The sequence below is a fragment of the Flammeovirga aprica JL-4 genome (assembly GCF_012844305.1).
Lineage (GTDB): Bacteria > Bacteroidota > Bacteroidia > Cytophagales > Flammeovirgaceae > Flammeovirga > Flammeovirga aprica.
In genome coordinates this window covers 47033-68440 of record NZ_JABANE010000030.1, presented here as the reverse complement: position 1 = coordinate 68440, position 21408 = coordinate 47033, and the positions used below count along the sequence as shown (strand labels likewise).

Here is a 21408-nt window from a genome sequence, read left to right as displayed (position 1 = left end):
CGATTGTAATCATGGATCTATCTCCCATCAATAACTTACCGGAAAAAGGAGAAAAAATATTTAAGGTTTGGAAAAGATACGCTAAAGAACACTTTCCATATACTGACTTATATATAGAAGATCTTAAAAATGATATTCTTCAGGCATTATCAAAATCACTGAAAGATATCGAAAGAAAAGGATACCATAAACACAGAGAGAAGAAAAGCTGGGTTGTGGGTGTTTTTATGGAAATTCTAGCCAAAAACATTAACCAATACTGGTATAACATATTTATTATCAGAGACAACAAAGACTTTAGCGGTTTGCTTTGGCTCAAAGCGATGTTAACACATTTAGGTGAAAATCAGCAGGGACAGATTGAAGTCAACCGTATTTATAAACACCTTTTAGACAAACATTATCCTTTTGATCAATTCGATGTTCCATCTACTGAAGAAGCTGATCAGAACAACCTTATTGCCGACTTAAATTATCAATCTAATTGGACTGAAGCAGAACAATATCTCAATTCTTTATTGAAAGATCGTTTGTCTGTGACAATTGATAACAGAGGACCACGGTTGATCACTGCAGAGAAGTTATATGATATTTTCACTGTAGATGAAATCTATAATTTCACAGAGCTCAACTTATTTATATAAACCTATTTATCAGTTATTTATAAATTTTTTTATTAATATTTCACCTTTTTTATTTTGAAATTAAAATAAAATTAATCTAACTTTGTGTCATCATCAAGAATCCTTGAATGGATACCAACCGAGTTTAATCCACGGTGGTAAAAACGATGTGGTCCGTAGGATGGACAAAAACCTACCCCCACTTAAATTTCACGTTTTTTCTTGATGTCATTAATCGATTATTCACTTTATAATCTGAAAAAAATGACATTAAAAGAAGAATTCTACATCCAGAAAGTCAAAGAACTTTCAACCTTACGTAACGAAGCGTTGATTGATACATTCAATGCTGAAGTTGGAAACACTGCTTGGAGTAATCCAAGAGGTGAGTTTCTTGGTGCCCTCAATGATGAAATCAGCAAAAGGAATTTCAAGGATGATCGCCTGATCATTAAAAATGGAAGACTCTCCATAAAAAAGAGAGTACGTCTAATTGATAATCAACTTTCAACCCTTTAATTTCTATTTTATCATGAGTTTAGCACAAGATATCTATATCCAATTCGTAGATCACTATTCAACTTTAGATGACAAATCTTTAGTTCGAATTTTCAAAAAAGTGGGACAAAAGGTTTCTCACCACAACCATAGTTTAGTGGCCGCTCTAAAAGATGTTTTAGAAGCCAGAGGGTTGGCTGTGGCTTAATCCATTTCCATGGGGAGGAGTGTAAATTCCTCCTCTCTTTTTAATGTTTGTATCAATTGAGTTGAATTTATTAAAGCTAATAATTAACAGAACTTTACCTCACTATTCTTTTTAAAATCAAGAGCTAACACAATCATCAATCTGAGAATAGCACATTAAATAATCACTTTTAAAATATTTTATATACATAAGCCAAGAGTCTTTTAAATATCAACTGACATTTTTGTAATTTCTATCATCTCAAAATTCCGTTACCTGATTTTATCATTGATTAATAATTATGAAATCTTTTTTTATTCTCTTCTTTTGTCTTCTATCCCTTCCATTTGTCTCATTTTCTCAGGCTACTTTCCATCCTAATCAAACAGAATATTTATCGCTTGAGGATTGGCAGAATAAAGAAAATTGGGTACTGATCAGTGGCACTCCCGAAAATGACTGGCCCACGGGTGATGATACTATTGAAACCCCACCAACAAGACTGAATATTGAATATTTGAAGATCAATTTTAATCTTAATGCCTTAAGTGATCAAATGACTTATATTATGAGGAGACAAAATACAAGGCTAGAAATTGGGGAAAACGGTGAGGCTTCTTTTAAAATAGAAATACTCAATAGTTATGCGGTAGCCTTAATGGTTGATGGCATTCTATCCATCAAAGATGATATTAGTTTTAAAGGCAGTAAAATAATATTGAATGTGAATGGTGTTTTGAATATTGAATCAGATATTACCTTTCAAAACGCCAACAATCAATTGCTGATTAATGAAGGAGGCAAAATGGATATTGGTGGTAATTTTAATTCATTTAATGGAGGTGGCAGTGCTTATACTTCTAATGGTGAATTGATTATTGGTGCTGATTATACCAACAATGGAAAAGCTATTTTAGAAATTGGTGAAGAAGGAAATGCACGTATAAGAGGAAATGTTAGTTCTAATAACGGGGGTGGCGGAAGTATAATTGTATATGGTGTTCTTTATATAGAAAATGATATAGATCTAGCAGGAAAAGAAACGATTTATGTAGATGAAACAGGCTGTCTCATTATTGGTGGCAATGTAATGCTGTCTTGTAATAATAATATTAATCCAACAATCAATGGAAAACTTCAATTTGGATCAGGAACAAAATGCTCTATTAGTGATGGAAAATGCAGAGAAAACTCCCCTAATTTCCAGATATGTAAGAAAATAAATGAAGAGGATTTGCCTGTAGAACTCACAAAATTCTATGGTGTAGTTGAATCAGGCCGTAATATTATTCATTGGGAAACAGCTTCAGAGATTAATAACAGTCATTTCGAAATACAGAACTCTAGTGATAATAACCAATGGATAATTTTAGACAGTGTAAGTGGTGCTGGAAATATAAACACTACTATCCAATATAGTTATGTAGATTCTATTTCCTTAAAACCTTTTTATCGATTAAAACAGGTTGATTTTGATGGAAACTCAACTTTTTATGGCCCAATTAATTTACAAAACAACAATGGTGAGATCTCTGCCCGTCTGTACCCAAGTGTAGTGACCAAAGGTACATCAATAACTTTGGAAATATTTGGTGTTCAAAATAAGCAATCCGTTCGTACATTTCTAATATCTTCTAGTGGTCAAATTATCGAAGAGACATTGCTTTCCGTTGATATCCAAGGAGATTTTATTACAAGTTATATTGTCCCAGAAGTACCATCAGCAGGTATTTATATTTTTCGTGTAGTGACTTTCAATTCAACAGATGAAATGAAATTTTACATCTATTAATCTACATATACTTCTCCATCATCTCCACATGCTTTTTGAAGGCTACAACTTTCTTTTTCCTCTCCTGAGTCAAGTCATTTCTATTTAATGTTATACACTGATTCGGTTCAGGTGAATTTCCACATGCCAGTTTCTTTTCTCCATCAATTTCAACTAAACAGGAATTACAAGTCCCAAACTTTCTCATTGTTTTATAACAAGGGGCTGTGATGCTTTTTTTACATCTTCTTATCGTATCAACTAATGTTTTATCCTTATCGCTGATATCTACCTTCTCTTCATCAATCATTAAGTATTCCATCTTGCAAAAGTAAATCAAAAAAGAAAATTCAAAAAACACCTCAAAATATTAGAATTAAATTATTCAATTGAACAAATATTAATATATTATATATTTTATTAATCGATTATATTAATATTAAATAAATTTGTATAGTTGCGTTTTCACTTTAATAATGAATAAATAACATATCATAGGATGTTTACTTCAATATTTTACAAGTTGAAAATTGAGTGATTTTTTGAACTAAAATTTTTTAATCTGTTTTTTTTAAGCTCAGAAATAATTCTTTTCAAAAACACAGGTTATGAATAGGCTCTTTTTAGTGGGGTAATTTGACTTTTGGTGTAAAAACCCTTCCGTTGTAACATGATTGCTTGTTAATTTCAAAGCAGTAGAAAAAATACCCTTCTACTTAATGGTTTCGCAAAGAAGGTTTTTCAACTAAATTTTTTAAACAAATTAAATTGGCTTTACGGGCTATTGATTGAAATGAAACAATTTTTACTATTTATTATTTTACCTCTTTGGGTAACGAATTCCTATGCTCAAAATATAGGGATTGAGGTCAATGTGAATGTGGAACACAGACAAGGTGGCAAGGCAGAATTTGAACGAGAAAAGTATATCGGTATTCATGCTGGAATCCGTGAAAATGACTGGACAAAATACGGTGATGCAAACCCATTGGATATCAAAAATGACTTTCTAAATGAAAGAAATGTATTTTTGGGTAGAAATACGGGTACAATCACATGGAATATTAACTCTGTATTGAAAGAAGATGCCAATCGCCCTGGCTTTGTAGATTTAGATCACTTAAGAACTGAAGCGACTAGGTACAGAAATCAATTCAGTGGCAACGCTGACTTTGTAAACTACATAGACAGAAATAACGATTTTATTTTAGCCGCACAGCATCATCCGTTCTACCCTGATGGGAAACTGACTAACAAAGGATGGGCATTATCTCAAAATGACACAGAAGATGAACCTTTTGGTACTGCCTCTGGAGAGTACTGTGCTCATTTCATCAAAGAGTTTTACGATAATGGTTCAGAACAAACACCTAAATATTTTGAAGTAATCAATGAGCCAATATACGGTCAATTTGGATGTGAAGATTGTGGTGAAACAGACGAAGCTATTGAAGAGATTTTTAAATATCACAATTCTGTAGCTACTGAAGTTAAAAAAGTAAATCCATCTGTAATGGTCGGTGGCTTCACTACCGCTTTCCCTAATTTCGATTATGACAACTTCCAGCGTTGGGAAAAAAGATGGAATAAATTTATGGATATGTGTGGTGAAAATATGGACTTCTGGTCTATTCACCTCTACGATTGGCCAGAGATTAGAAACAAGAGATTAATGAGAAGAGGTAGCCGAGTGGAAGCTACTTTAGATATGATTGAACATGCTAGTAAAGATAAATTTGGAGTAGTAAAACCTATTCTTGTATCAGAGTACGGCTGTCAGGTACATACGCTTATCAACAAAACGTGGTCTAGAGAAAGAGATTGGCACTTGTTAAGATCTTATATTTCTATGGCAATGACTTTTATGGACAGACCACAACATATTGCTAAAGCTTTACCTTTCATCGTTGTAAAAGCAACTTGGGGTACTCAATCTAATGGCAGTCCTTATAATACAAGGTTATTGAGAAAAGAAGGCGAGCCCGAAAGTTCAGATGGCGACTGGATTTATACTGAATTGGTTAGATTTTATGATTTCTGGAAAGATGTCAACGGCACAAAGGTTGATATCACTACAAGTAATGTAGATATTCAAACACTTGCAACAGTAGATGGCAACCGTGTTTATGTGGTATTAAACAATTTAAATAGAAACAGCGAGACGATCGATTTGAATATTAAAGGATATGAAGGAAACAACTTGCAAAGTGTAAACATCAAACATCTTTTTGGAAGAGATGGAATTCCTGTATTTGATCAAAAAACACAAACTACTGCTCCTACTGAGGTTACTTTATTCTCAGAATCTGCAATGGTATTAGAATATGTTTTTGAGAATGATATTTTGATTGATGAAACTTCTGAAGAAACAAAATATTATGCCAACCGCTATTATTTACCGATCAATGGAACGGAAGAAGCTTTTGAATTTTCTGATGTGAATACAGCTGAATTTGGAGAAGCAGTATTACGTATTGGTATCGGCAGAGGGCATCAGCTTTCTAAACAGCCTGTGGTGAAGGTGAACGGTACTCAAGTTGCAGTTCCTACAAATGTAAGAGGTGAACTTCAAGAAGACAGAGATGGTTTCTTCGGTGTTTTAGAAATTCCAGTTCCTTATGAATTACTGTCAGAGAACAATACGGTTACAGTTAATTTCCCTGATACAGGCGGACATATCAGTAGTATCAATATGAGGGTTTATAATTTCAGTTCAGAAATAAAACGCTTTGAAGATGATAAACCTATTACATCGATTGACGACATAAAAAGAGATAATTTAAAAGTTTATCCTAACCCAACGAAGGGGCAAATCAAAGTATACTGGGGAGAGCAAACCAAAGAAGTGAAGCTTTCAATCTACTCTCTTCAAGGACAATTAGTGGACAGTAAATTGATTCAGCCTAGTGCGTTGACCAATACTATCAACCTTGAACAACTTGAAGCAGGCTTTTATCTGTTAAGTTTTGAGTTTAATGGTAAAGTCATTAATAAGAAATTATTTATTGAATAAGCCTCTTTATACATCATTAGTCTGTAACTTGTTGTTATGGACTAATGATGAAAATTGTAATAATATAAATACCCCCTATTTATATTATTTTTTTAATTATATTTTAGTTGCAAGTTGCAACTTATATTGTTTATTATTTCACATACTCAAACCACAATATCACTTTACGAGGTACTAATATAAATCTATCAAACAAACATGAACCTTTCGGAAAAAAAAATGTTTATTGTAGTAATTATTACCTTTTACGACCTTCACTTTGAAAAAGCTATTACCTTTCTTAAATAAGTATCCTTTTATAACTACTTACTCACTTACAGTATCAGAATTACTTTTTGGTTATATTCTACTCTTTTTTATTACTAGAGAATACAGTGCTGAAGATGTGGGATTATGGTTTATATTCTTCTCTATTTTCAATTTCTCAATCAATATAAGAGAAGGTGTGACTTATGTTGCCCTAGTAAAATTCTCTTCAGGAAAAGATAATCAGCTCGCTTACCAAACTTATAAGACAGTGATAATTGCAATTTTGATTATAGAAATTGTGATAGGTGCTTTAATTGCTTTGGTAGGATACCTGAATATTTTCCCAAATATCTCTTACTTCTTAATGGTCTACCCTATCTTCTCAATTACAAATAACTGTTTGAAATGGGTAGAAAATATTCATAAAAGTAGAGATACGCTTTACAGAGCTGTTATTATAAATGTTATTTCATTGACATTGTTGGTTTTAGGTATTTATTATGTTCATCTATATACATTGAGTATCCAAAATTTAGTATTGGTGATTGTAGGTGTTTACAGTCTATCTTTTTTAATATCGCTTTCTACAATTCCAATAAAATCAATTCTTCTAAGTCCATTCGATAAAAAGACATTTAAAGAAATAATGCATTATGCAAAACAAGGTACTCTAAAAGCACTTTTTGGTACTGCTTCCTCAAAAATGACACTCTTCCTTTCAGCAGGAATTATTTCCTTAAAAATAACGGCAATGTTAGGTTTAGCACAACGTTACTTGGTCATTATTCTCTCTATCTCTAATGCGATTCAATTGAGTTTTTATCCAAAAATTGTTGAATTATATGAGAAAGGAAATATGGAGGAATTTAAAAAGTATTTCCTCCAAACCTTAGGAAAAGTATATCTAATTGTACTGCCCATCTCCATTGGTTTTTTAATTTTAATCAAACCTTTTATTGTGCTTTTACATGGTGATCAATATTCTGATTCCTTTCATCTGTTAGTTATACTTGTTATTACCTCTTTGTTTGCACCACTAGGAGCATTCTTTGCAAGTTATACCAACGCTAAGGGTAAACCACAATTGAGTACTAATATTGTGGTGATGAATAGCATTTTATTGATAATCCTTTCTTATGTGATGGTCACTTATATGGGTGAAATCGGTACCGTATTACCTGCATTAGTCACTGAAATTATCGGAGCAGTTGTAATATTTATCTTCTATATTAGATATGAAAATATTAATCTGCTCAAGATTATTCCACTAATGCGTCTTGAAGCGCTTACCATTTTCTATCATCTCAGGAAAAAGTTACTAGGAAATGCATAGATGGTTTTGCTCCAAGAACTATTACCTTTTCAGAACAATAAAACCATTGTAAGTATTCGTCTTATTATTTTGGTCTATTTGAAGAAGATAAAAATATGTTCCATCAGGCAATGGATCTCCACTATTGTTCACTCCATTCCATTGGTTAGCATACCCTTTTTCTCTGTAGATTTCCTGCCCCCATCTATTGAAAATTTTCAATTGATTGTCGGAGTAATTTTCAATATTTTCTACTATAAAATAATCATTGATTAAATCATTGTTGGGTGAGAAACCGGTGAATACAGAAATATTAATATTTTCTTCTTCCACATTATCTGGAATTATAGTATTTTCTTGCGGTTTAAAAATATCGACGATCAATAATCCATTGACGCATTCGGCATCGTTATTACAAACATTATAATAGATATAATCCCTTTCATTATCAGATGGTATTGATCCCGGAGCAGAATATAAAATGTTTAAAGGGCTTAGTGGTTTTGCTTCTGCATCTTCCAAATCAGGTTGGCTTAATAGATTAATATTACGGGAAATAAAATTAATTTCAGAAACATTATTTACTCTATCTTCTAATTCTAAATTATAATAGCTCCCTTCTGCGATAATAGTGGAGTCAATCCATTGAAATAGAAAACTATTGTTCGTAAAACCTTCATCTCCAACTAATACTACCACTTTGGCTTCATCTTTTTTTCCAGGATTTCCATCATCATAAACTTCATAAGTAAACTCATCCATCCCTTCATATCCATTGTCTGGTATATAATAGGCAATTACAGTTGTATCTCCATCAGAAACTTCAAAATCGAAAAGTACTGTACCATTGCTTGGAGGAGTTACCAAAGTAACAGAGTTAGGATTCAAATTCCCATCTACATCATGATCGTTATTCAGAATAAATAACTGTAATGAATTATCTGTATCAGTTACTGCAAAATCATCTTTAGCAACTGGAGGTAAATTATTATCTATAATTACTACCGGATCTATAGGTTCAGGAATTGTTATGATCACTTCGGCTTGATCACAATCAGCAGGCATTGAATTATCACAGATTTCATAAGTTATTGTATAGGTTCCAGTATAGTCTTGTGGAGGGGTATGCACCAATGTTCCATTTACAATTTCTATTTCTAGACCTTCAATCGATGGGGTTTCTATTAATTTTAAGGATGCAATGTTTAAATCATCGTCTGGATGACTGTCATTGGCTAAAACATTAATACTCACCTCTTCATTATTGACTAAATTAATGGTATCATTTACTGCAATTGGGACAACTGGTGTAATAGGTATAACTTCTGGTTCAGGAAATTCGATTATTACAAAACCAGTATCACAATATACTGGCATTCCCAAATCACAAACTTCAAAATACACTGTATCACTTCCAACAGCATTTGTTTTTGGTATAATTTTAAGATTTCCATTATCGACTACTGCAAAGAAAATCTGATTTATTGAATTCAATACAGTGAGGTGATCGGTATTTAAATTATTATCAGGGTCATTAGCTAAAACATCATACAAAATACCTGTAGTGGATAGTGAAGAGTCATATTTTATTACTACATCTTTTAGAGCAACTGGCGGTTGATTCATTCCTGCCAATGCAATGTATATAATTCCTGTATCACATAAAGTGTTGAATTCCTCATTACAAACGCTGTATTGCAATGCCAATGTATCAAAAGAAGCATCTGTCAAACCTACAGTCAGATTTGTACCATCAAAATCGAGAGTAGAAAAATGATCTGTATTCGTTATAAAATCTAGGCTTGAAACATCAATAAATTCATGATTTTGAAGCAAATCATCAATAGAAAAAATGACTGTATCATTTTCGTAAATAGTGAACAATGTATCATTGGCCATAGGTGGTGTTAGAAGTCCTTCTTTAAATTGATCCAATGCTGATTCTGGGGAAGATGCTAATTGAAAAACTGCATCATTATAATCGTAATCACCCTCTGAAGTATCTACATTATCTTCCATACATAGTAAGAAATCTGTTGTATTATCAGTAGTAAGATCATTAGGGAAAATAATTGTCATCTGATTATATAATCCTCCTTCTGTAAATTCTCTATTGAACTCTCCATTTGAAAACAAGGTGTAAAGCCCATTATCAATATTTCCATTCCATCCTTGGGCCACCAAGAAGAAACCAAAAACTGTATGTTTGGGATAAGTACCTAAACTAACTCTCATTCCATTATCTACAATATCAGGGCTGTCGAGATTTGGGAATATTATAGTTAAATCACCGATTTCATCCGATGATTCCGGAATATTGTCAGTAGTATACGTGTAAAAACCAATTGTATTTTTCCAACCAGCATCTTCATAAAGCAACGTTGCAAACACTTCTCCATCTTCTTTAAGGTAAATATCTACAGCATTTCTATCTAAAAATGCATTACCAAAAACCCTAATGGAGTCTTCTATAATTTCCCTTGTTCTATCTACTATATTGGTTGGAACCGCAATTCTACCATCTAAATATTGGGGGATACCATTACTGTCCCATGCTCCCAAAGTATTATAATCATAGGCTACTTTTAAGGGCATCATTGAAAGTAATATAACAACAAATGGGATAAATATAAGTCTGTGTTTTTGAGTTTTGGTATTCATTTAATGTAGGTTTAACTTCTTCTTTTTAGAAGATTTCAGTGAGCTTTTAAGTAAAGAAGTTTGGCTTTACTTAATAATGAAGAATTATCGTTGTCAATAAAATTAGAATCTAGCCTCTATTCTTCTAATAGTGCAATTTTTTAAGTTTATTATTAAATAATCCTTCTAATTTTCGAAACACTTTTACAGATAGAAAAGTTCCATAATACGTTATTTATTTTTCAACAAAAGAAAAAGTTTCAGTGCTTTATCATCAACAAGTGCTTTTTGAACTGGTATTGATAAAAAATGAATTTTTACAGGAAAAACATTAACATACCTTACATAGGTTATTCGAGATTTTAGGAGAAAAAAATGGAATTATCTTATATAAATACATGTTAAAAGAGTTGACGGATATTTTTTAATGATAGCCTTTATCATTTTCAATATAAATCTTACATGACAACCTAAAAACAGTATGAGAATATCTAATTTATATGTCCTAACACTTGTATTCATCTTTGGAGCCTGTACGGTGGTCAAAGATGATTCAAATACAAACCCAACTCCAGTACCTACAACAAATAGTACTTTCGAAGATGTGAAAGCACCAGCTTCTTTTGACTATGCTACTGTGAAAGAATTGTCAGTAAAAGTACAATCTAAATTTAACCCGATTCAAAGTGTTCTTACTTTCTATATTGTGGATAATAATGGAGAGTACTTCCAGATTGGTAGAGCCCTTTCAGACCTGACAGGAAACTTGGAACATACTTTAACGGTTCCTTCTTTTGTGGAGCGATTGTATGTGACAAAAATTGCGAAAGGAGTAGAGTGGTATGAAATCACACCTCTTTCTAATGATCAAACAACAATCACTTTTGATAGACTAAGTCAAAAGTCCTTTGCTGGCACAAGCTCAAATGCAAGGACTTCTACTGCCTGTGAAGATATTTTCTTTGCGGTAAACGGAAACGGTGAATCCTTTGCAATTAATTTTGAAAGCGGTTATACTGTCACTGATTATGGTGATCTTGTCGGTAAAAGTTTTGCAAATGGCTATGATCAGGAAAATGATATAATTTATTATGACAACACAGGTGATTTGTATTCTTATGTCAGATCAACAGGTACATCTACTTTTGTTGCATCATTGAATACAGCTAGCTCTAATTTTCATAATGGTTACCCAAGAATGGCTTATGAAAAAGGGAGATTGTTCATTGCTGACAACCAACACATGGCAGTTGTGGATCCTACTGATGGCACCGTATTAAAAAATCTTGTGATATCAGGAATTCCTACTGATAAACATGGTGCAGGTGATTTAGCATTTAGTTCTACTGGAGCCTTATATCAAGCATGTAGAGGTGGTTTATATCAACTTACATTTAATTCAGATTCTACTGCAGTTTCTGCGTCAAGAATCAGTGCAGATGATTTCCCTTATTCGATTACTGGTGTGACATTTGACCGTTTCGACAACCTTTATTTATCAACTAACAGCAGTAATTCTGTAATAATTCAGATGGATATAAATGACGGCTCCTATTCAATCGTTCAGAATTTAAGTAGAAAAGTAAATGATCTTTGTACGTTTAGATGTTCTGAAGATGATTTTGGAGGTGCAGATGCTGACGGTGATGGTGTAGTGGATGGTTTCGATGAATACCCTAACGATCCGGAAAGAGCATTCAACAATTACAATCCAGGTAAAAATGGCTTTGGTACTTATGCTTTTGAGGACCTTTACCCTGAAAAAGGAGATTATGACTTTAATGATATCATGGTGCATTACCGTCATAATTATGTTTCAAACGCAGGTAATAAAGTGGTGGAAGTACTTTCTACTTATGAAGTGAGTACTGTAGAATCTTCTTTACCATCTGGCTTTGGTATTGAATTACCAATTCATTCTGATTCGGTCAGTAGTGTAAGCGGATCTAATATTCTTAGTGGTGTGACTTCTTTGAATGATAAAGGTTTAGAAAGTGGTATTGATGACGCCAAGCCTTGTGTAATTATATTTGATAATCACTTTGGATTAGTACAAGGTGTCGGTGCTATCAGAACGAGTGATGAATTGGATATGACTATTTCTTTTACTAATCCAATTCCTTTTGGTGATTTGCCTGTTGCTAATTTCAATCCATTTATCTTTGTCAATCAGGATAGATCTAGAGAAGTTCATATGGCCAATGGTACTCCAACGCAAAAATTCAACTCTTCTTTAAGGACAAGTGGTGCTGATGCAGGAAACTATAAGACTTCTGCTGGTCACCCGTGGGCTTTACATATGCCTCACAAGTTCCACCCACCTCATGAAAATATTGATATTACAAATGCGTATTTAAATTTTAGAACATTTGTAGAAAGTGGAGGAACATCAAATGCTGATTGGTATACAGATGATGCCGGAAACAGAGAAAGTGGATTAATTCACTTACAAGATTAATATATAAATTAAGAATGTAGAATTAAGAATGAAAAGGTATTAAATTTCAATATCCTTCTTTCTTAATTCTACATTATTCATTAACTAACTGACAGATTTATAGACTTCTTTGGTTTTTCTAACGCTTTCTTCCCAAGTGAATTTTTTCACCCATAAACTACCTCTTTTAATCAGGTCTTGTCTATAGCTTTCATCATCAATAATGTTTGATATTTTTAATTGAAGGTCATCCACATCATAATCAAAAAAGTCTCCGCCTTCCCCAACAACTTCACGTAAAGAACCGCCTTTTGCACTAAGAACCGGAACACTACTTGCCATTGCTTCCAATGGAGCAAAACCAAAACCTTCATACAAAGATGGAAAAACAAGAAGGTCACCTTTGTGATAGAAATCTATTAATTTTTCATCAGGAATATATCCTTCAAAAATGACATTTTTAAGCTCTAAAGCTTCTGCAATTTTAGGATAAACCGTTCTTTCAGGATACATGCCTGCTATTCTTAATTTTACAAACGGATATTTTTTTTCTATCGCTTGAAATGCTCTTAATAAGAGCTGTAAATTTTTTCGTTCTCCTAATCCACCTGTATATATAATATTGAATTCATTTTCTGATCTTTCTATTGTTTTGGAAGGGTAAAATTGATCGAAATTAATACCGTTATGAATCACATGAACCAATTCTTCAGGATATTTTGCATGAAGAATTGTGTCTTTTTTTGCACTTTCAGAAACAACAATTATGGGTACTCTTCTTTCTTTAAAACGATTGATAGCCCACTTATAATACTTCATAAACCATTGATCTCCTTCGTGAATATGCAGAAGAGAAACATCATGCATTGTCACGACAAATTTGGCATTTTTGAAATAAGACAGTGCCAGGCCTGAAAGAAACCAATGTGCATGATAAATCTTATTGGAATCAAACGTTTTGTTCAAAGCTTGTTTAATAAACAACGGCAGTACATAGGGATGTAAATTTCTGAATGACTTATAAAAATATCCTTTTATCCAATCATATTGATCTTCATAAAAGTGATCTGCATTCGAGGGTTTTGAAGGTTTGAAAAGTTGAATTGCTGAAGATTTATACATTTCCTCTCCCAACTCAAAACTATACCGTCCTATTCCAGAAAAGAAATGCTGACAGCTTACTAAATTAATATGATCTTCCATTAGTAATCCAAAATTTTAAACTCTGTTCTCCTATTCAATTGGTGCTGTGTTTCTGTACACGAAATACAATCAACAGCATTTACTTTTTCACCATAAAATTGATAAATAAGACGTCTTGTATTAATCCCCCGTGCACTCATGTAACTGATAACTGATTCTGCCCTTCTTCGTGAAAGATCGATATTGTAATCATCACTTCCTCGTATATCACAATGAGACCCCATTTCTACTATTAATGAAGGGTTGTTGACCATAATTCTATACAAATCATTGAGGATCACTTTTGCTTCTGGTGTGAGGTAAGCTTTATCAAATGGGTAATAAATGTTCTCTATTTCTAATAGATCATTTTTAATCATACGTTTCAGATAAACGTCTCTTCTGATCACACCATCCATACTTATATTCGCAGCATCAACATTAGCATCTTTTGCTAAATATCCTTGAGCAGAAACCTTTAAATTCATCTTTTGGTCTGGTGCTTTTTCACCAAAAATAAATTGATAATGCCCATATTGACTAGAAGAGGTTTGATCTAAATGTACATATTTGCTATCCTCTAAAGCAATAGATGCCTGTGGTATTTTTTCTTTTGTATCCTCATCTATAATAAAACCTTCCATTCGGATTTGTTGCCCCTTTACGAGGTCTACAATAACAAACACACCTCCAAATTCTTTTTGCAGGTATTTAGTATTGACAATTTTAGGAATATAGCCCATTTGAATGGCTTCCACCTTACAAAAATTATGTAGGTCTACAGAAGTTGAAAAAGTTCCTTTATCATCAGTAGTTCCCTCTGAAATAGGTTCTTCTTCACAGTCAAATAATATTACAGAAGAATTGGCTAAAGGCTCTTTTGTAAGACTATCTACTACAAGTACAGTGACATTATCAGGAACTTCTCTAAAATGATAAACATCATCAGCACCAGTACCTCCATCTCTATTAGATGAGAAATAACCCTTGAACTCTTCTATATCATGATCTATTGCCATTCCAAAATCATCCTTTGAAGAATTGAAAGGGTAACCCATATTTTCTACGGATACAACTCTATTATTTCGAATATTTGCCTTATAAATATCTAATCCTCCTAATCCAATATGTCTATCAGAAGAGAAGAATAAAGTACTATCGTTATATATAAAAGGAAATACTTCATTACCTGAAGTATTGATCATTTCACCAATATTATAAGGAGAGTCCCAACCACCAGAAATATTTCGATGACTCACATAAATATCTGTACCTCCTTTACCATCTGCCATATCAGAGATAAAGTAAATCGTATTTCCATCTTTTGTCAATGTAGGATGCCCAACTGAAAAATCTTTGTTATTTAATTCGAAATCCGCCATACGTTGAAACTCACCATCTTTGTATTTTGTTGTTCGGATTTCTAAGTGATGTATGTCGAAATTTTCACCATCAATTACTTCGTTTTTATCTACATTAATGGTCACATACATCATATTTGACGACTTATCAAAATAAGAAGGGCCAACATGATGATTGGAAAAAATATCTTTATCCAATAATTCTACATCCGTATAGGCTCCCAAGTTTGTTTTACTGACCTTCACTAAATTAATAAATGAATACCCATCACGGTTATGAATATTTTGTCTTTTCTTTAAAGGTCTTGATGAACAGAAAGCTATACCTCCATCAAAAATCAATGGGCTAAAATCTTTTTCTTTTGCATTAAAAGACAGCCCTTCAATAATGACATTAAACTTATTTTTTTTCAGCTTTTTAAGTTGGCTTGCTTGACAAGACAAATACAGATCGCGGACTTCATGATCTCTTGGGTTTTTATACAAATATTTCTGAAAGGCTTTTCCAGCTTTACTGTATTGTTCCAGAGACTTGAGCATCAAGCCATAATTCAGTAATACTTCATCGGATAGTTCCCAATTAAAGTTGACCAATTTTTCATAAACCCTCACCGCTTCATGATATTGGAGGGTATGCTGATACGCATACGCAAGTTTGTATTCTGAGATAATATCAAGCTTGTTGACTTTCTCAAAATAATCGATAGCTAATACATAGTCGCTTCTCTCAAAGTATTCATTTGCTTTTTTCATATACTTGCTGTCATGTGAAGACTGAGCAAATACAATAGTTTGAGTCAATAGTTGAAGCAATATAGTAAGTACAATAGTTAATTTCATGTTTTAAAAATATCTTGGACTCACAATCACGTTATTCGTTCTTGATTTAATATTGAAACCTAATATTATTTCATGTGAACCAGAGGTAGCAGTTTGTATATCTGTGATTGGAATATCATAACCGTAGCCTACTCTGAATCTTTTATTGATATCTACTTGTGCCATTAAGGCGAAACCGTCTTGTGTTCTATAAGTTGCTCCCACCCAAAGCATTTTCTGTAGAATAAAGGTGGCAGTCATATCAAGTTGAACATCATTATTGGTCACATATTTTAAAAGTGCTGAGGGTACAAATTCTACATTTTCTGATAATTCAAAGTGTACTCCTCCTTTTAAAAAGTAATGTCTGTATTCTTGTGCTTCTGAAGTGTTCGTAATTTTATTTTCGAGGATATATGGAATTGAGAAACTCACATAATATTTATCACTGTATAAATACAAACCAAAACCAGTATTGATATTTGTGAGGTTCTCATTATTTGCACCAAAAGTAGGGTCTGAAGGATTTTGAAGTCTGATGTTGCTCCAATCATGTTTATATGATGTTGCAGAAAGCGCCAAGCCAAATGAAAGGGTTAATTTCTCGTTTAATTGAGTCATATATGAACCGGCCACTTGAATTGTATTGGTAGTGGAAACGCCAATTTTATCATTGACAAAGTTAACTCCCATACCTACTTTATCCATTACTTTGAAAGATGAGTTGAAGTTGAATGTGTTTGGAGCTCCTTCATAATCCACCCATTGCCACCTGTTCAACAATAAGAAATCAACGCCATCTTTTGTTCCTGCAAAGGCAGGATTGATCGCCAATGTGTTGTAAGCATATTGGGTGAACATTGGTAATTGTTGAGCCTTCCCCTCATTTCCAAAAATGTATATTAGTCCTAGAATTACTATTAATTTTCTCATCTTATTATCGCTTCAGTACCACATAGCCGTTAAACGTATTGGTTTTGTTATTTAATTCAATCAAGATCACGTAGAAATAGGTACCGTCAGGCAGTGGTTCTCCATTGTTATTATTTCCTGTCCACTCATTGGCATACCCTTCTTTATAATATATTTCCTGCCCCCACCTATTGTAGATTTTCAATTGATTGTCTTTATATCTTTCTATGTTTTCCACCACAAAAACATCATTTACGAGATCATTATTAGGTGAAAAACCATTATAGACCATAATGTCTATTTCTTCTACTATCTCTGTGCCTTCAGGATAAATATCTACGATCAAGAGACCATAACCACATTCATCAGCACTATTACAAACTCTATAATAGACATAATCTCTTTCGCCATCAGAGATGACTGAATCTGGAGCCGTGTATAGTATATTTAAAGAATCAACTGCACTTGCTGAGGCACCTTCAAGGTCCGGTGAACCAAACAGTGTTGTAGTTGGTGAAGAAAGATCAATTTCAGTCACTTGTTCTACTTTTTCCTGCAGTGGATGATTGTAACTTTCTCCCTCAAAAATTTTCACTGAATCAATCCAGTAAAGCGGAGAGTTTCCTGCCACAAATCCTTCGTCTCCAATAAGAATAATACCTATTGCTTCATCCTTCCTTCTTGGATTTCCGTTATCATACACTTCATAAGTAAAAATATCTACTCCTGTGTATCCTTGATTTGGAAAGTAATGAGCTGTTACTATTGTATCTCCATCTGAAATACTCCCATCGAAAAGTACTGATCCATTGAGAGGTTCTGTAATTTGAGTTACCGTAAAATAATCTAACCCTCCATCAGGATCATAATCATTTTCAAGTATAGGTAGCGTCACTGACACATTCACATCGGTCACCGCAAAATCATCTTTCGCAACAGGTGGCAGGTTTGTTCGCACATTAGGATTATCATCTGATACAGTGATGACAACCACTGCCTGTTCGCAATCTGCAGGTGTAGAATTATCACAGATTTCATAAGTTAACTCATAAGTCCCTTCAAAACCTTCTGGAGGGGTATGTACTATTTCACCATCAATCACTTCAAACTCTACACCTTCTATATCCGGCTCTTCAATAATTTTCAGAGTAGATGGATCAAAATCATCCTCTGGATGAGTATCATTTCCTAAAACATCTATACTCGCCAACTCACCACTAGGTAAACTTAATGTATCATTTACAGCTACTGGATCATCATCAAAAACCGTTATAAATACAACTGCTTGATCACAATCTGCAGGTGTAGAATTATCACAGATTTCGTAGGTCAACTCATAGGTTCCAACAAATCCCTCTGGTGGTGTATGTACAATTTCTCCATTCACCACTTCAAATGTTGCTCCTGTAATATCTGGTTCTTCTATAATTTTTAAAGAAGATGGATTTAAATCATCTTGCGGATGAGAATCATTAGCAAGTACATCTATGTTAACAGGGCTTCCATCAGGTAAACGTAATGTGTCATTTACAGCCACTGGATCATCATCAAAAACAGTAATGGTAAGTACTGCTTGATCACAGTCGGGAGGATTGGAAGTATCACAAATCTCATAAGTCACATCATAAGAACCTACAAAATCTTCCGGGGGGGTGTGTACAATTTCACCATCTACCACCTCAAATTCAACCCCTTCTATATCTGGCTCATCTATAATTTTTAAAGTAGAAGGATCAAGATCATCTTCTGGATGCGTGTCATTTGCAAGTACATCAATACTTATTTCATGACCATCAGGTAAATTCACCACATCATCTAATGCTGTAGGTAAAACTGGGAAATTCACAAGGAAATAACCTGTGTCACAATAAACCGGCATCCCTAAATCACATATCTCAAAAAAGGCCGTATCTATACCGCTTGCGTTGAGTTGAGGAACTATTTTAATATGGCCATTATCTGCAATTGTAAAGAAAACATCATTTGGTGACGTAATCACTTTAAGATGGTTCATGTTTAAATTGCTGTCAGGATCCGAACCTAAAACACTAAGAGGAAGACCTGTTGAAGTTAGTGATACATCATATGTAATCACTGAATCTTTGAGCGCGACAGGAGGTTGATTTATATGACCTAACGTAATGTATATTACGCCGGTATCACAAAGTGTAGTAAAATCTTCATTACAAATTCTATAATCTAAAGCCAGCGTATCAAAAACGCCATCTGTCATACCAACAGTTAAATCTGTACCGTTAAATGAGATTTCTGAAATATTATCTCCATCCACTGGAGTCAATATTTCTAATGAAGAATAATCTATGTAATTATGATCTTGAAGTAAACTATCAATTGAGAACGTTACTGTATCATGTTGGAATACTGTGATTAATGTATCTTCTACTGTCGGTGCTATTAAGGCTTCAGGTCTGAATTGATCCAAAGAAGTCTCAGGAGATGATTCTAATTGAAAGACTGCATCATTATAATCATAATCACCTGCTGAAAGATCTACATTGTCTTCCATACATAATAGGAAATCAAAGTCTTTTGAATTTGTCAAATCATTCGAGAAAATGATTGTCATCTGATTGTAAAGTGTACCTGCCGTAAAAGAAGCATTAAAATCACCGTTAGTAAAAAGCATATAATCACCATCTGTGATTCCTCCATTCCAGCCTTGTGCTACAAGGAAAAAGCCAAATACGGTATGCTTTGGAAATGTACCCAAACTAATTCTCATTCCATTATCAACAATGTCAGGGCTGTCAATATTTGGGAAAATTATGGTTAGATCACCTATTTCATTCTGGTTTTCAGGTATGTCATCTACTGTGTAAGTATAAAAACCTAAAGTATTTTTCCACCCAGCGTCTTCATAAAGAAGCGTAACAAATACTTCCCCTTCTGTTCTTAAATAAACATCAGTAGCATTTCTATCTAAAAATTCATTCCCAGATATTCTTAATGAGTCCTCAATAAGTTGACGTGTTCTATCTACAATATCTGTGGGTACAGATATTCTACCATCTAAATAAGAGGGAACACCATTTGCATCCCAAGAGCCCAAAGTTTGGTAATCATAATTCACTTTTAGAGGCATCATCGCCAATAAAAATGTCAGGATGGGAATAAATAGAAGTCGGTATTTGTGGGTGGTACTATACATTTATTGTCGGTTTACTTTCTCCCAAATGGAGGAATGATTTCCTTGCAGAAATTTGAAAAAGCCTAAGAGAACACAATAATTCATAAAGGCATAATAGTAAGGAAATAACAATCCTTTGATCTGAACTTTGTTTTTCTTTAAATATCTACCTATCAATGCCACGCCGTATGCGACGACTTGTAAGAGGAGGGTAAATTCGTAGATTCCTCCAACCTCATAAGCAAGGTATATATTTAATAATATCAGTAATGGCAAGGCAAAAGGGACAATCAGCCACCTTAAAACCCTGTGCGAAATATATTGAAATGAAACCCAACCGTATTTGAAAAAGTTGAGCATCGGTAATAAAACAAGCATTATCTGGAATCCGCCTGACGCTATACGAACTTTTCTTTTCATCTCATCTTTTACTGATGCTGAAGAAGTTTCAGTTGCATACGCATTTTTTTCATAAGCTACTCTAAATCCGTTTTGCACAATATGCATTGTGATAAAGAAATCATCGAGTATGATTTCCTTAGGAATCGACGGATACAATGAAGTACGTATAGAGAATAACTCTCCAGCCCCACCCATTACACTTGTCAGCTCGGCATCCCATTCTTTCAACTTAGATTCATATCGCCAATAAGCTCCTTCTCCCTCGGAAGCAGCACCATTTGAGGCAGGTGTAATTACTTTCTTCTCCCCACAAACTCCACCTACTTTCGGGTCTCTATAATGACTTGTAAGATGGATTAATGCATCCGCATTGATCATGGTATTAGCATCACAGCAAACTACAATATCTGTTTCAACAAATTGCATGGCTCTATTTAAAGCTTCTGATTTCCCACAACGTTCTGGGGAATGCAAAAGCTCTACTCCCTGCTCCTTGTATCTGCTGATAATATCAGGAGTCTCGTCTGTACTACCATCCGTTATGAAAAGAATTCTTTTCTTTTCTTCCGGATACTGAAGTGCCAAAGTATTTTTCACTTTTTCTTCAATAATTGAAGCCTCATTATAAGCTGGTATTATTACTGTAACTTCTGGGCAAGCCTCATCTGTCCAAATTGACAAGTCTATTTTCTTCTTGAAAATTCTTTTAATCAACAGAATTGAATAAAGCAAAATTGGATATCCAACAGCACTGTAAAAAATTACAAACAGGGATGCCCAGAATAGTAATTGGTAATTAGCGATCATTTCTAGGTTTTTTAACTTATTATTAAAGTACAAAAAATAAGTATTAA

At 33.6% G+C, this 21408-nt stretch carries 14 protein-coding genes and 1 riboswitch; of the genes, 7 read left to right on the top strand and 7 right to left on the bottom strand.

The features are described from left to right. Positions 1 to 11: 11 nt before the first annotated feature. The 4 genes from HHU12_RS12805 to HHU12_RS12790 all read left to right on the top strand — a co-directional run bounded on the left by HHU12_RS12805 (position 12) and on the right by HHU12_RS12790 (position 3100). Positions 12 to 644, top strand: coding sequence for a hypothetical protein (locus HHU12_RS12805; RefSeq protein WP_169657139.1), 633 nt, complete (start codon positions 12 to 14; stop codon positions 642 to 644). An 85-nt stretch (positions 645 to 729) separates the two neighbouring features. Continuing rightward, positions 730 to 826: riboswitch (SAM-I-IV-variant riboswitch) on the top strand. A 61-nt stretch (positions 827 to 887) separates the two neighbouring features. Continuing rightward, positions 888 to 1142, top strand: coding sequence for a hypothetical protein (locus HHU12_RS12800; protein ID WP_169657138.1), 255 nt, complete (start codon positions 888 to 890; stop codon positions 1140 to 1142). Positions 1143 to 1155: 13 nt separating this feature from the next. Beyond that, complete coding sequence (locus HHU12_RS12795) at positions 1156 to 1329, top strand: hypothetical protein (protein ID WP_169657137.1); 174 nt, start codon at positions 1156 to 1158, stop codon at positions 1327 to 1329. A gap of 280 nt (positions 1330 to 1609) precedes the next feature. Continuing rightward, positions 1610 to 3100 (top strand): hypothetical protein, encoded by a 1491-nt coding sequence (locus HHU12_RS12790; protein WP_169657136.1) that lies wholly within the window; start codon positions 1610 to 1612, stop codon positions 3098 to 3100. Between the two features lies 1 nt (position 3101). Here the strand turns inward: HHU12_RS12790 and HHU12_RS12785 are convergent, their stop codons facing one another. Then, positions 3102 to 3401, bottom strand: coding sequence for a 2Fe-2S iron-sulfur cluster-binding protein (locus tag HHU12_RS12785; protein WP_169657135.1), 300 nt, complete (start codon positions 3399 to 3401; stop codon positions 3102 to 3104). 471 nt (positions 3402 to 3872) lie between these two features. Here HHU12_RS12785 and HHU12_RS12780 point away from each other — a divergent pair, with 471 nt between their 5' ends. Further along, the gene (locus HHU12_RS12780) at positions 3873 to 6092 is read left to right on the top strand and encodes a T9SS type A sorting domain-containing protein (protein WP_169657134.1); all 2220 of its coding nucleotides are present in this window, start codon (positions 3873 to 3875) and stop codon (positions 6090 to 6092) included. Between the two features lie 259 nt (positions 6093 to 6351). After that, positions 6352 to 7674 (top strand): oligosaccharide flippase family protein, encoded by a 1323-nt coding sequence (locus tag HHU12_RS12775; protein WP_169657133.1) that lies wholly within the window; start codon positions 6352 to 6354, stop codon positions 7672 to 7674. Positions 7675 to 7695: 21 nt separating this feature from the next. Here the strand turns inward: HHU12_RS12775 and HHU12_RS12770 are convergent, their stop codons facing one another. Next, positions 7696 to 10251, bottom strand: a complete 2556-nt coding sequence (locus HHU12_RS12770) for an Ig-like domain-containing protein (RefSeq protein ID WP_169657132.1) — start codon at positions 10249 to 10251, stop codon at positions 7696 to 7698. 523 nt (positions 10252 to 10774) lie between these two features. Between HHU12_RS12770 and HHU12_RS12765 the strand changes: the two genes are divergently transcribed. Further along, positions 10775 to 12751, top strand: coding sequence for an LruC domain-containing protein (locus HHU12_RS12765; protein WP_169657131.1), 1977 nt, complete (start codon positions 10775 to 10777; stop codon positions 12749 to 12751). A gap of 84 nt (positions 12752 to 12835) precedes the next feature. Here the strand turns inward: HHU12_RS12765 and HHU12_RS12760 are convergent, their stop codons facing one another. Genes HHU12_RS12760 through HHU12_RS12740 form a run of 5 tightly spaced genes read right to left on the bottom strand, consistent with a single transcriptional unit; the run spans position 12836 to position 21361 of the window. Beyond that, the gene (locus HHU12_RS12760; RefSeq protein WP_169657130.1) at positions 12836 to 13933 is read right to left on the bottom strand and encodes a glycosyltransferase family 4 protein; all 1098 of its coding nucleotides are present in this window, start codon (positions 13931 to 13933) and stop codon (positions 12836 to 12838) included. Then, positions 13933 to 16113 carry an OmpA family protein gene (locus tag HHU12_RS12755; RefSeq protein ID WP_169657129.1) on the bottom strand — a complete coding sequence of 727 codons (2181 nt, stop codon included), beginning with the start codon at positions 16111 to 16113 and terminating at the stop codon, positions 13933 to 13935. The genes HHU12_RS12760 and HHU12_RS12755 overlap by 1 nt, the downstream gene beginning before the upstream one ends. A gap of 3 nt (positions 16114 to 16116) precedes the next feature. Then, positions 16117 to 17025: a PorP/SprF family type IX secretion system membrane protein gene (locus HHU12_RS12750; RefSeq protein WP_169657128.1), complete on the bottom strand. Its 909-nt coding sequence runs from the start codon at positions 17023 to 17025 to the stop codon at positions 16117 to 16119. 4 nt (positions 17026 to 17029) lie between these two features. Further along, complete coding sequence (locus HHU12_RS12745; protein WP_169657127.1) at positions 17030 to 20173, bottom strand: Ig-like domain-containing protein; 3144 nt, start codon at positions 20171 to 20173, stop codon at positions 17030 to 17032. Continuing rightward, positions 20174 to 21361, bottom strand: coding sequence for a glycosyltransferase family 2 protein (locus HHU12_RS12740; protein ID WP_169657126.1), 1188 nt, complete (start codon positions 21359 to 21361; stop codon positions 20174 to 20176). It lies immediately after the preceding gene. Positions 21362 to 21408: the final 47 nt, after the last annotated feature.

What these genes read in the sequence shown, in the direction of transcription:
- HHU12_RS12800 (WP_169657138.1), top strand. Translation starts at nt 888, where the DNA reads ATGACATTAAAAGAAGAATTCTACATCCAGAAAGTCAAAGAACTTTCA.
- HHU12_RS12760 (WP_169657130.1), bottom strand. Translation starts at nt 13,933, where the DNA reads ATGGAAGATCATATTAATTTAGTAAGCTGTCAGCATTTCTTTTCTGGA.
- HHU12_RS12740 (WP_169657126.1), bottom strand. Translation starts at nt 21,361, where the DNA reads ATGATCGCTAATTACCAATTACTATTCTGGGCATCCCTGTTTGTAATT.
- HHU12_RS12770 (WP_169657132.1), bottom strand. Translation starts at nt 10,251, where the DNA reads ATGATGCCCTTAAAAGTAGCCTATGATTATAATACTTTGGGAGCATGG.
- HHU12_RS12785 (WP_169657135.1), bottom strand. Translation starts at nt 3,401, where the DNA reads ATGGAATACTTAATGATTGATGAAGAGAAGGTAGATATCAGCGATAAG.
- HHU12_RS12780 (WP_169657134.1), top strand. Translation starts at nt 3,873, where the DNA reads ATGAAACAATTTTTACTATTTATTATTTTACCTCTTTGGGTAACGAAT.
- HHU12_RS12805 (WP_169657139.1), top strand. Translation starts at nt 12, where the DNA reads ATGGATCTATCTCCCATCAATAACTTACCGGAAAAAGGAGAAAAAATA.
- HHU12_RS12750 (WP_169657128.1), bottom strand. Translation starts at nt 17,025, where the DNA reads ATGAGAAAATTAATAGTAATTCTAGGACTAATATACATTTTTGGAAAT.
- HHU12_RS12745 (WP_169657127.1), bottom strand. Translation starts at nt 20,173, where the DNA reads ATGTATAGTACCACCCACAAATACCGACTTCTATTTATTCCCATCCTG.
- HHU12_RS12755 (WP_169657129.1), bottom strand. Translation starts at nt 16,113, where the DNA reads ATGAAATTAACTATTGTACTTACTATATTGCTTCAACTATTGACTCAA.
- HHU12_RS12795 (WP_169657137.1), top strand. Translation starts at nt 1,156, where the DNA reads ATGAGTTTAGCACAAGATATCTATATCCAATTCGTAGATCACTATTCA.
- HHU12_RS12790 (WP_169657136.1), top strand. Translation starts at nt 1,610, where the DNA reads ATGAAATCTTTTTTTATTCTCTTCTTTTGTCTTCTATCCCTTCCATTT.
- HHU12_RS12765 (WP_169657131.1), top strand. Translation starts at nt 10,775, where the DNA reads ATGAGAATATCTAATTTATATGTCCTAACACTTGTATTCATCTTTGGA.